This is a genomic window from Thermococcus piezophilus (assembly GCF_001647085.1).
In the GTDB taxonomy this organism is placed as follows: Archaea; Methanobacteriota_B; Thermococci; order Thermococcales; family Thermococcaceae; genus Thermococcus; species Thermococcus piezophilus.
Genome location: NZ_CP015520.1, coordinates 1,849,937 through 1,862,377 on the forward strand (window position 1 = coordinate 1,849,937; position 12,441 = coordinate 1,862,377).

Genomic DNA, 12,441 nt, shown 5'->3' on the forward strand with positions numbered 1-12,441 from the left:
GGTTAAAACACTTGTCGGTTACTTTTCTAAGGCTGCCCTCAGATTGAGGAGGCACTCATCGCAGTAGCCCGGGATCCGCGAGTCCCACTCCTCTATGTTGGCCGGGGGATGCATGACGCACTGGTTGCTGCAGTGCTCAAGGCCAAAGCTGTGCCCGACTTCGTGGAGGATACCCTTGAGGAGCCTGCTTTTGAACGTCTCAAGCTTCATCCTGCGCTCATGGGCGGAATCGTCGGGGGCTATGGGGACCTCGAAGGGCTTCATCGACAGTATCATAATCCTGAGACCTGTGATGACCTCGTGAATGCCCAGAAACTTCTCGTAGAAGTCGAAGTAGGGATTCCTAGAAACGAGCGGGAATGTGGTGAGGGCAAATATCTTGTTCATCTTGACGTCCCCTTTCTCATTGATTTCCTGAAGCAGTCTGGAGTAGAGAACCTCAACGAGGGCCTCAAGCGGATAGACCCTTATCCTGCCCTCAGGGGTGTTGAGGTTTATCAGGTAACCCGGCTCCAGCTCAAGTTTTCCTATGTAGAGGAACCTCACGGGAATCTCATTCTGCTGGAAGAAGCGGTTCGTATCGTCGAAAACGTTGAATAGAACATCGGTTATTATTTCTTTGTCCACGAAGTTCCCGACATAGGTGAACGCTATAAACTCCATGATTTCACCACAAATTAAAGGCCGCTCTAAAGTTATTAAATTTTTAGGTGATTGAACCACAAACGTTTTTAACCGCCATTCGAAGGGTTTCTGGCGATGGCGTCCGCCCGGGCTTCGAGCCGAACCGCCCGTTTTGGGCTGATGACGCCTGTTCCCTGCCAGAGATAGCGGGAGGCGGTAGAATGGGCTCGAAGCTGAGTGAGATTGGCAGGTTTATTAACGCTGATGCGCTCATCCGCTACGTTGAGGATAGGCGCCACGAGGACGGCGGCTACTGCTTCGTGAGCGTTTTGAATGAGACCAATATTAACGACACGTACTACGCGGTAAAGATTTACGACCCGCTCGGGCTCGAAATTCCTGAGAGGGAGAAGACAGTGGAGTTCCTTTACACTTCCGCTCAGATGCAGACCGCGGTGGTGGCCGTTGCAATGGCCATCGAGGCACTGTCATTACTGGGAGCGAGAGACCTGGCAAGAGAAAAGCTGGATCTGCTCTTCTCCAAATACAACCCGCTAGAAGGGAAGTTCGCCGTCGGCCTCGGAGGAAGTGAGGAGTTCGGAACTGCCACACCCCTGGAGGCTACCTACTGGGCCATGAGGGCGCTGGCGGCCGTGGGTTACCGTATGGACGGCGAGACTAAAGAAAGGATACGCGAGTTCGTAATGGGGTTCCGCGAGGGAGACGGCTTCGGGGTGAAGGGGGCCACCACAACCATGACTTACCAAGCCCTCTTCACCCTCAAAGGCCTTGGCTATGCCGTCCAAGACACTACCCACTTCTACAGATGCGAGGTCTACGGTGGCTTTACCGAGGTGCCCTACTCGCTGCCCCCCTACCTAGAGCCGACGTTCTATGCTATAAGAGGTCTCAGTCTGCTAGACAAGAGGGCGCGCTATGTAGAGGACCATATCAGGTTCATCCGGGCACTGCAGAACCCCAACGGAGGCTTCAGGCGCTCGCTGGAGATGGGTATATCTAACTTCCAGAACACTTACAGAGCCGTGAAAGCCCTCGACGAACTCCTGAAGTGGTACTGATGGATATCGTGGGAATATACCTCAGGGAGGCTATGAAGGAGGGCTGCCCAATCTGCAGGATACTCAGGGAGTACGAGGAGTCTGAAATCGATACAATACTCTACGAGCACGTGAACGACCCCGCTGTTAGGACCAAGTTCAAGGAGAGCCTTGGCCTCTGCACCTACCACGCCTGGAAGACCCTCAAAAAGGCCTACTCGAACCCGCTGCTCGGCCCGCTGGGAGTGGCGATAATCTACGAGCACATGCTTTCAACGTACATCAAAACCCTCGAAAGCCGGGAAAAAGTTAAGGAAGGCGAGTGCTTCCTGTGCCTTCTCGTGGAGGAGAAGGAAAAGGACACGGTGGAGGCTATCGCGGAGAGAATTGAGGAGCTCCTGCCCGTTTACGAGTCATCGGAGGCAATCCTCTGCAAAAGGCACTACGAGATGATAGGCTCAATCCTCAGGGAGAAAAATCCCCAGAGTGCGGAGAGGCTCAGAAAAGTCCAGCTGGAGAAGCTGAAGAAGCTCAGGGAAAAAATGAACTCTCTCATAGACAAATTCGACTATAGAGCAACCGAAAGGCCCACAAAAGAAGAGGTCTCATCACTTCCACGGGTTATAGAGGCGCTTAAAGGGCTCAAAAACGGAGCAACCTTAAGGAAGAAGGAGCGAAAAAGGCGGGTGAGGAGCGTTTTGCTATGGAGATAGAAGTAAGTTCCGAGGAGCTGGCTGAGATACGGAGGAACCGGCGGGAGATAGTGATGCGCTTCAAAGACCTGGAAGGGCTTGAGAAAACCCTAAAAGCCCTCAAGTTGCAGTTCCTCCTGGAGCAGAGGGCCAGGCTGGAGAAGAGGCTCAACGAGATGAGGAGAAACTATTGCGAGCTGCTTGAGTTTGAGGATAAGGCAAAGAGGGATAAGGAGTTTTTGATGGTCTTTAGGAAGGAACTCAGCGAGGAGAACAAAAGTCTTAGAAAAGAGCTGGAGGAAAAGAGGGATGAAAATAACCGTTAAGCCGCGGAGGGGCTGGCGGAGGGTTACTTTCAGGATTCCAGATGAGACCCTCAAAAGGATAGAGGAACTGTGCGAGCGCTACGGCTTCAGGCCGGAGGAGGCCATAAGGATAATACTCCTCCAGGGCTATGTGAATGATGGAGTCGACGCCGACGAGGAGGCCTTTGAAAAGCTTGAGAAGGATATAGATGCTCTTGAAAAGGAGCTGTACGAGCTTGAAGGGAAGTGGTCGCCCCTGAAGTTCCGCTCCTATTATATAGCGCTCGACAACCAGAACCTCGGAATCCAGCTCTCCGGAATGATGGCGGAGAACAAGAGGCTGAGAAAGTTACTCGGGAAGGAGGGGAGAGACTTCTCGGAAGTTGAGGAGCTGATTCACTACTACATGGCCTTTGGGGACAAGGATTAAAAGAGACCCTGCACATGGTTCGGCGGTGATGGAATGAACGGCAGGATAGCGGTGGCGATAGCACTCGGCGGTGCCCTTGGAGCGCTGGCGCGCTTTTACATCTCGGGAATAATGCCTGTTTACAGGGACCTCCCCGTTGGAACTCTGCTCGTCAACAGCATAGCCAGCTTCATACTCGGTTACCTCTACGGCCTCCTCTTCTGGGGAATTGACGTTCCGGCAGACTGGAGGACCTTCTTCGGAACGGGCTTCTGCGGTGGCCTGAGCACTTTTTCAACCTTCTCCTATGAGACATTCTCGCTCATGAGGGAGAAGGAATACCTTTTAGCTCTCCTGAACGTCTCGGCAAACGTTATAATCACGATTGCATTAGTCTTTGCAGGCTTTGTCCTTTCCAGGAGGTGATAGAATGGTCGAGGTTGAGCACTGGAACACGCTCCGCCTCAGGATTTACATAGGGGAAAACGACCGCTGGGACGGGAAGCCCCTCTACAAAGCGATAGTTGGAAAGCTCCGCGAGATGGGCATCGCTGGTGCTACTGTTTATCGTGGACTCTACGGCTTCGGGAAGAAGAGCAAAATTCACTCCACCGATGTAATGAGGCTCTCCACGGATTTACCCATCATTGTCGAGGCCGTGGACAGGGGCTACAAGATAGAGAAAGCAATCTGCGAGATAAAGCCGATGATAAAGGACGGCATGATAACGGTCGAGCCAACTATCGTGGTCTGGGTCGGAACCGCGGAGGAAGTCAAGAAGTTCAAGGAAGATGCAATTAGGGAGGAATAGCTTTGATTCTTAAAACAAAAATTATTAAAACTCATTTTTGCACTATCCACGGGCACCTGGTACGATGTGGGACATCTATAATACAATTGAACTCTTGGCAGAGGCAGCGTGCTTTTTGGTGCTGAAGGGGGAACTCTACCTCCTCCGCCATTCCTATTCACTGCTCAGGGAAATTTTGGAAGCGAGACCCTCAACGGGGTTACCTTGGGTGCGGCGGTGTTCTAGACTGGATATTTTGTGAACATGATAAACGGCATTGCTCCAGCACAGGTTCATGAAGATACCCAATAGCGTGCTGCTCGTCTTGGGAAGTGGAGTAGTCTTCACCTATGTGTGGAGAATGCAGCACACCATAGGGATAAGGATAGCCCCCAAGAAAATCATGAAAGGTGAGGGTTCCCTTCCTGAAGATGCCTATTTAACCAGCAGGAACATTAGGGATATCCTACCATACTTGAGGGGCAAAGAAGCTCTTGCCATCACCAGAAGACCGGAGGTATTGAAAAGCGTGGAATCCCCTACTTATGGATAACCAATGTAGATGGGAAAACCCCATACATCCAACTTCCCTCGCGCCCCTCCTCCAGAAGCTCGTTGATAGTGCAGACCAAAACACGGTCATTATCTTTGATGGCTTGGAGTACCTCATCCTTGAAAATAGGTTCGAGAGCATTTTCAAGTTCCTAACCACGCTTAAGGACAAGCGAATACTGATTGGAGCCACCCTCATAGTCATGCTGGATCCAGCAGCTATCAAGGAGAAGCACCTCAAACTGCTTGAAAGAGAGTTCAAATGGCTCGATACAAAGAATAAAGGATGACTCCAAAACGTGACCCCTTCTGTCCCCACCGCCACAAAACATTTAGATGTTCGGGTCGTATAGGGAGTGGTGACTGAGATGCTCCATCACGTTAAGCTTATCTACGCCACGAAAAGTCGGAAGCTGGTTGGCAAAAAAATTGTCCTAGCTATCCCCGGGAGTATAGCAGCCGTTGAGTGTGTAAAGCTGGCCAGAGAGCTTATTAGGCATGGCGCGGAAGTTCACGCGGTCATGAGCGAAAGCGCGACGAAGATAGTCCACCCCTACGCTATGGAGTTCGCAACAGGAAACCCGGTCGTTACTGAAATCACTGGTTTCATAGAGCACGTGGAGCTGGCGGGGGACCACGAGAACAAGGCCGACCTGATTTTAGTCTGCCCAGCGACGGCAAACACTATCTCGAAGATAGCCTCCGGGATCGACGATACACCCGTTACGACAGTTGTAACGACAGCCTTTGCCCACACGTCCATAATGATTGCCCCTGCGATGCATTCGAGCATGTACGACCACCCGATAGTCACAGAGAACATAGAGAAGCTCAAAAAGCTGGGCGTCGAGTTCATAGGGCCGAGGTTCGAGGAGGGAAAGGCCAAGGTAGCGAGCATCGACGAGATAGTATACCGCGTCATCAAAAAGCTCCATACAAAAGATTTGGCCAGAAAGCGCGTTCTTGTAACCGCTGGAGCGACAAGGGAGTACATAGATCCGATACGCTACATAACCAACTCAAGCAGCGGAAAAATGGGAGTTGCCATGGCTGAGGAGGCAGACCTCAGAGGGGCAGAGGTGACACTGATAAGGACCAAGGGAAGCGTGCCGAGCTTTGTCGAGAACCAAATCGAAGTAGAGACCGTGGAGGAGATGCTAGAGGCGATAGAGAACGAGCTGAAGGCCAAGAAATACGACTTCGTGGTTTTAGCAGCGGCGGTGAGCGACTTCCGCATTAAGAACAAGGCAGATGTCAAGATAAAGAGCGAGAAGCCGGTAACCCTCGAACTCGAACCGACTCCCAAGTTAATCGACCGCGTTAAAGAGCTCCAGCCCGATGTTTTCCTCGTTGGTTTCAAGGCAGAGACCGGCTTGAGTGAAGAAGAACTCGTAAGCGCCGCCAGAAAGCAGATAGAGAGGGTCAAAAGCGACGTGGTAGTTGCCAACACACTCAAGGCCTTCGGCAGCGAAGAGAACGAGGTCATCCTCGTAACGGCTGATGCCGTCAAGAAACTGCCTAGGATGGACAAGCGCGCCTTGGCAGAGAGGCTGTGGGACGGGATTCTTTTGATGGTTTAGTTCTTTTACTTCTACCCATTTCTTGAGAAAAAATTCATCCAAGCCCCAAAAACCTCATAAAGACTCACTCCAACCGCTCTTGGTGGTTCTCATGAAAAGGATAGGTATAATAGGCGGAATGACGCCGGAATCGACCTGCTACTACTACCGCAAATATATCGAGATAAGCCGCGAGAAATTTGAAAAGCACATCTACCCTGAGCTGATTATATATTCCATAAACTTCCGGAGGTTCTTCGAGAACCCTGAAGGTTGGGAGGGAAGGAAGAAGATCCTAATAAACGCCGCCAAAGCCCTCGAGAGGGCAGGGGCGGAGATAATAGTGATGTCCGCAAACACTCCCCACAAAGTCTTCCCCGATGTTCAGAAAGAAGTAAACGTCCCAATGGTGAGCATAATAGAGGCAGTTGCTGAAGAAATCAAGAGGAGAAGGATAAAGCGCGTTCTCCTCCTCGGAACTAAAACAACCATGAGCTCCGGCTTCTACGTCAACGCGCTCCGCGAGGAGGGCTTTGAAGTAGTGGTTCCAAGCGAGGAGGAGCAGGAGCGGCTCAACTCGATAATTTTCAACGAGCTGGCCTTCGAGAACTTCAGGAACAAGCCCTGGATAGTCGAACTAATCGAGAGGTATGCGAGGGAAGAGAAAGTCGAAGGAGTAATCCTTGGCTGCACGGAGCTTCCTCTAGCCATAAAGGCTGGAGACGTTAGCATTGAGGTCTTTGATACGGCGGAAATCCACATGAGGAAGCTCATAGAGCTGGCGAGCGAGTGATTTTTATACCCCTTTCCTATTCTTCACCGAGGGGAAGAAGATGGAGCTTCGCGAGTTCCAGGAAATGATAAGGGAGATTTACTTTCATAAGGACTCGAAGCGCGGAGTGGATAAAACGTTCCTCTGGTTCGTGGAAGAGATTGGCGAGTTAGCAGAGGCGATAAGGAAGAATGACATGGAGGCAATGGAGGAGGAGTTCGCCGACGTCTTGGCGTGGCTCTCCAGCCTGGCCAACCTCATCGGAATGGACCTCGAGGAAGCAGCCAAAAAGAAATACCCCGGCGTCTGCCCCTACTGCGGCAACAGTCCCTGCACCTGCGAAGAGAAGTGAACGACATATTCCTCTCTCCGGTTCTGCCTTCCAGATGTGGAAGATTGCAGCCTCTTTTTCGACCATCATCTGAGCGAAAAGATTTTTATACTCCTGAACACACCATTCTATGCAGTAAGCTGAGGTGATGTGCATGCATGAACTCGTTGAGTTCGCCGTTGAAAAGGCTTTAGAGCTTGGGGCGAGCTATGCCGAGGCTCGCTTTGAGGAGAAGAACGGCACTTCTCTGACCATGAAGAATGGCAATCCAGAAGGCCTCGAGGTTATCTCCGACAGGGGAATTGGCGTGAGGGTTCTGGTCAATGGGGGCATGGGTTTTGCCTCGACGAACGTCCTCACCAGGGAAAGCGTTGCTGAAGCTGTTAAAAAGGCGGTCAAACTCGCTAAAGCAGCTGCGAAGGTAAGGAATGAGCCTATTCGCTTTAGCGATGAGGACTTCCACAAGGTTTACTACGAGGTCAGGATGAGGAAGGACTTCCGGGAAGTCTCAGTGGAGGAAAAGCTTGAGCTCCTCAAGAAGGTTGAAGAGGACGTTCTCGACACGGGCATCAACGTGCCCATGAGGTACCTGGGCTACTCGGACTACGTCTGGCACAAGATATTCGCCAACAGTGAGGGGGCGCTGGTTGAAAGCGTTATCCCAAAGGTCTCGATAATGTATAACCTTGTCGTCCTCGAGAACGGCCAGATGGAGCAGGCTCCATTCATCCAGAGGGCTTTCTCTGGCGGCTTAGAGCTCATAGAGAAAGATGAGCCCTGGAAGTGGGCAGTGAAGGACGTTCAGGCCCTGAAGAAGCTCATAGGTGAGGGGCAGAAGCCGCCCGAAGGAAAAGTAGATGTGGTCGTAAGCCCCGAGGTCGCTGGAATAGCTGTTCACGAGAGCGTTGGACACCCATATGAGGCGGATAGAATATTCGGCAGGGAGGCGGCGCAGGCCGGTGAAAGCTTCGTAAAGCCAGAGATGCTTGGCGAGAGAATTGGAAGCGAAGTTGTCACAGTCATAGAGGATCCAACGATACCCAACAGCTGGGGCTTCTACCTCTACGACGACGAAGGCGTTAAGGCAAGGCCGCGCTACCTCATCAAAGACGGAATAATCACCGAGTTCCTCACCAACAGGGAGTATGCCGCAAAGCTCGGGCGGAGGTCGAACGCAGCGGCGAGGGCCATAAACTACAACCGCGAGCCGATAGTGAGGATGGCGAACACATACCTCGCGCCGGGCGACTACAGCTTCGAGGAGCTGATTGAGGACATAAAGCTCGGTGTCTACATGGTCTCCTTCAACGAGTGGAACATAGACGACAGGCGCTACCAGCAGCGCTATATCGGCAGAGAGGCTTATCTCATCGAGAACGGCGAGATTAAGCACCCCGTGAGGAGACCGATTCTGGAGATAACCACCAAGGCACTGTGGAGCAGCGTCGATGCCGTTGGCAAAGAGGTCGAGTACTTCCCAGGAACCTGTGGCAAGGGCGAGCCTGGCCAGGGCGTTCCGGTCTGGATGGGAGGTGCCCACGCGAGGCTCAGGGGAATACCGCTGAGGAGGCCGTGAGGTGGTGGAGATGTTTGACGTTAACGAATTCATCCTTAAGAAGGCCAAAGAGCTTGGCTTCGGCGATGTTGTCGTCCTCGGCTACGAGATGGACAGACGCCAGGTGCGCTTCGCCAACAACGAGATAACCGTCGCCAAGAACTGGCACGAGAGGAAGGTGGAGATCTTCGTCGAGCTTGAGAAGAGGGTCGCAGGAACGAGCATCACCGAGCTGAGCGGGGAGAACATCGAGAGGACGCTCAAGGCCCTACTCTCGACTTTAAAGAACATGTCTCCAAAGGAGGACTACTACAGCATCGCCGAGGGACCCTTCAAATACAGGGATATACCAGAGACCTTTGATAAGGCCATAGTCGAGCTCGATGAGCCGAACGAGTACGTTGAGACCGCCATAAACGCGGCCCTCGAGGAGGGGGCTAAGCGTGTCGCCGGTGTTCTTTACACTGACCACAACAGGCTTTATCTAACCACGAGCAACAGCGTCGAGGCCTTTGACGAGGGAACGGGAATAGAGATAAGCGTTAGAGCCTTCATCGGCGACCTTGAGAGCGGCCACGGAACTAACTCAGTGAGGATCCTCAAGAAGTTCGATCCCGAAAGTGCGGGAAGAAAGGCAGGCGAGATAGCTAAGATAGCACAGAAACCGGAGCAGGGGCCTGAGGGTAAGTTCGATGTTATCTTTGATCCGTTAGCCTTTGCCAACCTTCTCAGCTATATGAGCTTCATGACGTCGGCCTTCGCTGCCGAGGCGGGCTTCTCCTTCCTCGTTGGCAAGCTCGGGCAGAAGGTAGCAAACGAGAACGTTACCATCAAAGATGTTGGCAACATACCCAACGCCTACGGCACCAGAAAGTTCGATGACGAGGGCGTTCCGACGAGGGAAACCACCATAATTGAAAGAGGCACCTTCAAGACATTCCTCCTCAACACCAGCCTAGCTAAGAAGTACAGAACCGAGACCACAGCCAACGCGGGTTTGACGATGCCCCACGCCTGGAACATACTCCTTGAGCCTGGCGACTACTCAAAGGACGAGCTCTTCGAGGACGTCAGAAGGGGCATCTACATCACCAACGTCTGGTACACGCGCTTCCAGAACTACGTCAAGGGCGACTTCTCGACCATACCTCGCGACGGAATCTTCCTCGTCGAGAGGGGCGAGCTGAAGCCCATAAGGAACATCCGCGTGAGCGACAACTTCCAGAGAATTCTGGAGAACATCACCGCCCTTGGAAAGCAGCTACACCACATCCACTGGTGGGAGGTCAGGACGCCGGTCTTCACCCCATACGTGCTCGTAAAGGACGTGGGAATAACAAGGGCGACGATGTAAGGTCTTTTCTCTTTCCCCTTTCCGCAATTTAATCCACCATCTTAACCGGATGACAATCATTAGGATCGCGAGCAGCGTCATCAAAAGTGGCCCTTCCACGGTCTTGTTCATGTAACTCCCGATGTAAACTCCAGGAACGCTCGTGGTGGCCATCAGCACTCCAATTTTAGAAGCCACATCCCCTTTCTCAGGCATCATGAACCCTATGACCGCGTTATTCCTATGGCAACCAGCCAAGATGAAGTATGAACGACTTTGGGGGTTTCAGTCGGCAAACACTTAAAAGTACTGTTTCTCTTTCCTTAATAATCTGAAAGGGTCCCGAATACACCGTAGTGGTGGTGAAAAATGGAAGTAATAGAAAATTCAGAGCTTAAAACCTTCCATTACAAGCTTCTGGCCGTGCTTGGAGCGATATGGGCATTTGTTGCAGTGAACACCATAGCCGCGAGCCTGATCATACCCCTACTGAAAGAGGAACCCGCTTTCCAAGGTAGCCTCCCCAAACTCGGTTCGCTCGGCTCGGCGGCCCTCTTTGGAATGCTCTTCGGAGCGTGGCTTTTCGGAATCCTCTCGGATCACATAGGGAGGAAAAAGACCTTGACCCTGACCGTCGTCACATTCTCACTCGGATCCATAGCAAGCTCCTTCGCCGGGAGCCTTAACCAGCTGATACTTCTCAGGTTTATCGTCGGCTGGGACTTGGAGGTTCCCTGCCCGTTGCCAGCTCGTACTTCGCCGAATTCATGCCGAAGTCCATGAGAGGAGCAATGATTTCCATCTTGGAGAGCTCCTGGGCAATAGGAACCATAATCATCGGAGTGGTGGCCCTCCTTGTGATGGCAGACTGGAGGAATATCCTGCTATTCGGCGGATCAATCCTGATTATCCTGCCGCTCTTTCTGACACTCCCAGAGTCTCCGAGGTTCTTACTCGTTAAAGGTAGGGTCTCCGAGGCGAAGGAGACACTGAAGATAATCTTCGGCGTTGATGTAAAGCTTCAGAAACCCCCGGAGGAACACAAGAAAGCATCCATAGCAGACCTCTGGAAGAAGTACTCACGGAGGACACTAATGCTGAGCATAGCATGGTTCAGCATAGCGTTTGCCTACTACGGCTTCTTCATATGGCTTCCGAAGTTTTTCTCCTCAACGCTTGGAATAACCGTCTTCAAGAGCTTCCAGTACTTCATCATAACTGCAGTTGCCCAGTTGCCTGGATACTGGAGTGCTGCCTATCTGATTGAGCACGTTGGGAGGAAGAAAACGCTCTCTTCGTACCTGTTCCTCTCGGGGATTGCGGGTTTGATGTTCTACTTCGCGGCGAGCTCAGCCAACACATCCATGATACTTGCGAGCGCCATACTGTTCAGTTTCTTCAATCTAGGTGCCTGGGGCGCCATCTACGCCTACACGCCCGAACTTTACCCGACCAGTGTAAGGGGAACTGGAACAGGGTGGGCAGGAGCAATGGCTAGGATAGGCGGTGGGATAGCCCCAATAGTTGCAGGAAGAATCATGGAACTCAGCGACACTGCGCTGGCGGTTCTGACTATAGCAGTGATCTCTATAATAGGTGCCCTCGACGTTCTGGCCCTTGGAGATGAGACTATGGGGAAGGAGCTGGCCTGATACTGTTTCTATTTTCTATTCATTATCATACTTACCGCTTTATAAAAATTTATACGATATCTACCTGAAGATTTACAAATAACTTCAGAGGTGATTATTTGAAGAGAGCTATTAGTGTTTTGTTAATAGTAGGTTTTCTTTGGATATATTATCGGAAACTTCGTAGTAGCAACCTCCCAAAGCAGTGTCCCCACTGGATGCTGGGAAATTTATAAACATGATATTGATGATTATGTATGGGACAACGGAGAGGGGTACTGGGCAGGAGTCAGAGGATATGTCTTGGTTTATGATGGAAGGTGCAACTATCGAAACCAACACAGTAGAACACGTTTCCGCAGTGTCTTGGAGTATGGGAACAAAAATTATCGAAGGTCCCTACAAGGTCCACACATCAAAGATTGCATACACAAAATTCGAATATCAGAGAGTCACCGGAGAAGGAAATCATGGACTACTTGAGTAACGATTCCCCCTGGAAAAAAGACAGTTCCCCTTTTATAATCGGAGACTGCACGAGGATTTTCCTGCAGTTTGAGGTTCTTGAGGTCTGTGGAGGTGAAGCGCTCATCAATGTTAGCATAACTTTCATAAACGCCACGATTGAGGGCAACCACCTGTGCGAATAATTCCCAACCTGACGATATGGAAGGTGTTAAACCCAAACCTGACCAGTATGACCTACTCTGAGAACGGAACCCTCATAGGGAAGGCCACCTTCTTCATAGATCCCTCCACCCCTCCCAAGCCCGGAGAACTCTGTCGATGCTGAACACACCCAGCGCCATCAGCTCTGGGGAATGGCTGAA

Annotated in this window: 16 protein-coding genes, 1 pseudogene and 1 riboswitch; of the genes and pseudogenes, 16 read left to right on the plus strand and 1 reads right to left on the minus strand. The window is 51.6% G+C overall.

What is annotated here, in order from left to right; translation table 11 throughout:
• Positions 1–18: 18 nt before the first annotated feature.
• The gene (locus A7C91_RS10135; RefSeq protein WP_068667167.1) at positions 19–663 is read right to left on the minus strand and encodes a zinc metalloprotease; all 645 of its coding nucleotides are present in this window, start codon (positions 661–663) and stop codon (positions 19–21) included.
• An 83-nt stretch (positions 664–746) separates the two neighbouring features.
• Positions 747–821: riboswitch (Fluoride riboswitch) on the plus strand.
• Positions 822–845: 24 nt separating this feature from the next.
• Here A7C91_RS10135 and A7C91_RS10140 point away from each other — a divergent pair.
• The 16 genes and pseudogenes from A7C91_RS10140 to A7C91_RS10210 all read left to right on the plus strand — a co-directional run bounded on the left by A7C91_RS10140 (position 846) and on the right by A7C91_RS10210 (position 12,261).
• Positions 846–1,703: a prenyltransferase/squalene oxidase repeat-containing protein gene (locus tag A7C91_RS10140; protein WP_068667169.1), complete on the plus strand. Its 858-nt coding sequence runs from the start codon at positions 846–848 to the stop codon at positions 1,701–1,703.
• A complete protein-coding gene (locus A7C91_RS10145) occupies positions 1,703–2,395 on the plus strand; it encodes a DUF6062 family protein (RefSeq protein ID WP_068667172.1) in 693 nt (230 codons plus the stop codon). Before A7C91_RS10140 ends, A7C91_RS10145 begins: the two co-directional genes overlap by 1 nt.
• The gene (locus tag A7C91_RS10150) at positions 2,386–2,700 is read left to right on the plus strand and encodes a hypothetical protein (RefSeq protein WP_068667174.1); all 315 of its coding nucleotides are present in this window, start codon (positions 2,386–2,388) and stop codon (positions 2,698–2,700) included. Before A7C91_RS10145 ends, A7C91_RS10150 begins: the two co-directional genes overlap by 10 nt.
• On the plus strand, positions 2,684–3,109 hold the full coding sequence (locus A7C91_RS10155; RefSeq protein WP_068667176.1) for a hypothetical protein: 426 nt from the start codon (positions 2,684–2,686) through the stop codon (positions 3,107–3,109). Before A7C91_RS10150 ends, A7C91_RS10155 begins: the two co-directional genes overlap by 17 nt.
• A gap of 33 nt (positions 3,110–3,142) precedes the next feature.
• A complete protein-coding gene (crcB, locus tag A7C91_RS10160; RefSeq protein WP_068667178.1) occupies positions 3,143–3,514 on the plus strand; it encodes a fluoride efflux transporter CrcB in 372 nt (123 codons plus the stop codon).
• 4 nt (positions 3,515–3,518) lie between these two features.
• Positions 3,519–3,899: a DUF190 domain-containing protein gene (locus A7C91_RS10165; protein WP_068667180.1), complete on the plus strand. Its 381-nt coding sequence runs from the start codon at positions 3,519–3,521 to the stop codon at positions 3,897–3,899.
• A gap of 274 nt (positions 3,900–4,173) precedes the next feature.
• Positions 4,174–4,431 carry a hypothetical protein gene (locus A7C91_RS10170; RefSeq protein WP_068667182.1) on the plus strand — a complete coding sequence of 86 codons (258 nt, stop codon included), beginning with the start codon at positions 4,174–4,176 and terminating at the stop codon, positions 4,429–4,431.
• Entirely contained in the window at positions 4,424–4,720 is a 297-nt protein-coding gene (locus A7C91_RS10175; protein ID WP_068667184.1) for a DUF835 domain-containing protein, read from the plus strand. Before A7C91_RS10170 ends, A7C91_RS10175 begins: the two co-directional genes overlap by 8 nt.
• A 78-nt stretch (positions 4,721–4,798) precedes the next feature.
• On the plus strand, positions 4,799–6,010 hold the full coding sequence (coaBC, locus tag A7C91_RS10180; RefSeq protein ID WP_068667186.1) for a bifunctional phosphopantothenoylcysteine decarboxylase/phosphopantothenate--cysteine ligase CoaBC: 1,212 nt from the start codon (positions 4,799–4,801) through the stop codon (positions 6,008–6,010).
• Positions 6,011–6,101: 91 nt separating this feature from the next.
• Positions 6,102–6,782: an aspartate/glutamate racemase family protein gene (locus A7C91_RS10185; protein ID WP_068667188.1), complete on the plus strand. Its 681-nt coding sequence runs from the start codon at positions 6,102–6,104 to the stop codon at positions 6,780–6,782.
• Between the two features lie 40 nt (positions 6,783–6,822).
• Positions 6,823–7,113, plus strand: a complete 291-nt coding sequence (locus A7C91_RS10190; RefSeq protein ID WP_068667190.1) for a MazG nucleotide pyrophosphohydrolase domain-containing protein — start codon at positions 6,823–6,825, stop codon at positions 7,111–7,113.
• Between the two features lie 133 nt (positions 7,114–7,246).
• Entirely contained in the window at positions 7,247–8,668 is a 1,422-nt protein-coding gene (locus tag A7C91_RS10195; RefSeq protein WP_068667192.1) for a TldD/PmbA family protein, read from the plus strand.
• A gap of 10 nt (positions 8,669–8,678) precedes the next feature.
• Entirely contained in the window at positions 8,679–10,001 is a 1,323-nt protein-coding gene (locus A7C91_RS10200; RefSeq protein WP_068667194.1) for a TldD/PmbA family protein, read from the plus strand.
• Between the two features lie 348 nt (positions 10,002–10,349).
• Positions 10,350–11,632: pseudogene (locus A7C91_RS10205) on the plus strand (MFS transporter).
• 217 nt (positions 11,633–11,849) lie between these two features.
• Entirely contained in the window at positions 11,850–12,098 is a 249-nt protein-coding gene (locus tag A7C91_RS11320) for a hypothetical protein (RefSeq protein WP_199920042.1), read from the plus strand.
• Entirely contained in the window at positions 12,082–12,261 is a 180-nt protein-coding gene (locus A7C91_RS10210; RefSeq protein WP_068667196.1) for a hypothetical protein, read from the plus strand. The genes A7C91_RS11320 and A7C91_RS10210 overlap by 17 nt, the downstream gene beginning before the upstream one ends.
• The last annotated feature ends 180 nt before the right edge of the window (positions 12,262–12,441 follow it).

What these genes read in the sequence shown, in the direction of transcription:
- A7C91_RS10140 (WP_068667169.1), top strand. Translation starts at nt 846, where the DNA reads ATGGGCTCGAAGCTGAGTGAGATTGGCAGGTTTATTAACGCTGATGCG.
- A7C91_RS10150 (WP_068667174.1), top strand. Translation starts at nt 2,386, where the DNA reads ATGGAGATAGAAGTAAGTTCCGAGGAGCTGGCTGAGATACGGAGGAAC.
- A7C91_RS10145 (WP_068667172.1), top strand. Translation starts at nt 1,703, where the DNA reads ATGGATATCGTGGGAATATACCTCAGGGAGGCTATGAAGGAGGGCTGC.
- A7C91_RS10200 (WP_068667194.1), top strand. Translation starts at nt 8,679, where the DNA reads ATGTTTGACGTTAACGAATTCATCCTTAAGAAGGCCAAAGAGCTTGGC.
- A7C91_RS10195 (WP_068667192.1), top strand. Translation starts at nt 7,247, where the DNA reads ATGCATGAACTCGTTGAGTTCGCCGTTGAAAAGGCTTTAGAGCTTGGG.
- A7C91_RS10175 (WP_068667184.1), top strand. Translation starts at nt 4,424, where the DNA reads ATGGATAACCAATGTAGATGGGAAAACCCCATACATCCAACTTCCCTC.
- A7C91_RS10155 (WP_068667176.1), top strand. Translation starts at nt 2,684, where the DNA reads ATGAAAATAACCGTTAAGCCGCGGAGGGGCTGGCGGAGGGTTACTTTC.
- A7C91_RS10190 (WP_068667190.1), top strand. Translation starts at nt 6,823, where the DNA reads ATGGAGCTTCGCGAGTTCCAGGAAATGATAAGGGAGATTTACTTTCAT.
- crcB (WP_068667178.1), top strand. Translation starts at nt 3,143, where the DNA reads ATGAACGGCAGGATAGCGGTGGCGATAGCACTCGGCGGTGCCCTTGGA.
- A7C91_RS11320 (WP_199920042.1), top strand. Translation starts at nt 11,850, where the DNA reads ATGATATTGATGATTATGTATGGGACAACGGAGAGGGGTACTGGGCAG.
- coaBC (WP_068667186.1), top strand. Translation starts at nt 4,799, where the DNA reads ATGCTCCATCACGTTAAGCTTATCTACGCCACGAAAAGTCGGAAGCTG.
- A7C91_RS10135 (WP_068667167.1), bottom strand. Translation starts at nt 663, where the DNA reads ATGGAGTTTATAGCGTTCACCTATGTCGGGAACTTCGTGGACAAAGAA.
- A7C91_RS10185 (WP_068667188.1), top strand. Translation starts at nt 6,102, where the DNA reads ATGAAAAGGATAGGTATAATAGGCGGAATGACGCCGGAATCGACCTGC.
- A7C91_RS10170 (WP_068667182.1), top strand. Translation starts at nt 4,174, where the DNA reads ATGAAGATACCCAATAGCGTGCTGCTCGTCTTGGGAAGTGGAGTAGTC.
- A7C91_RS10210 (WP_068667196.1), top strand. Translation starts at nt 12,082, where the DNA reads ATGGACTACTTGAGTAACGATTCCCCCTGGAAAAAAGACAGTTCCCCT.
- A7C91_RS10165 (WP_068667180.1), top strand. Translation starts at nt 3,519, where the DNA reads ATGGTCGAGGTTGAGCACTGGAACACGCTCCGCCTCAGGATTTACATA.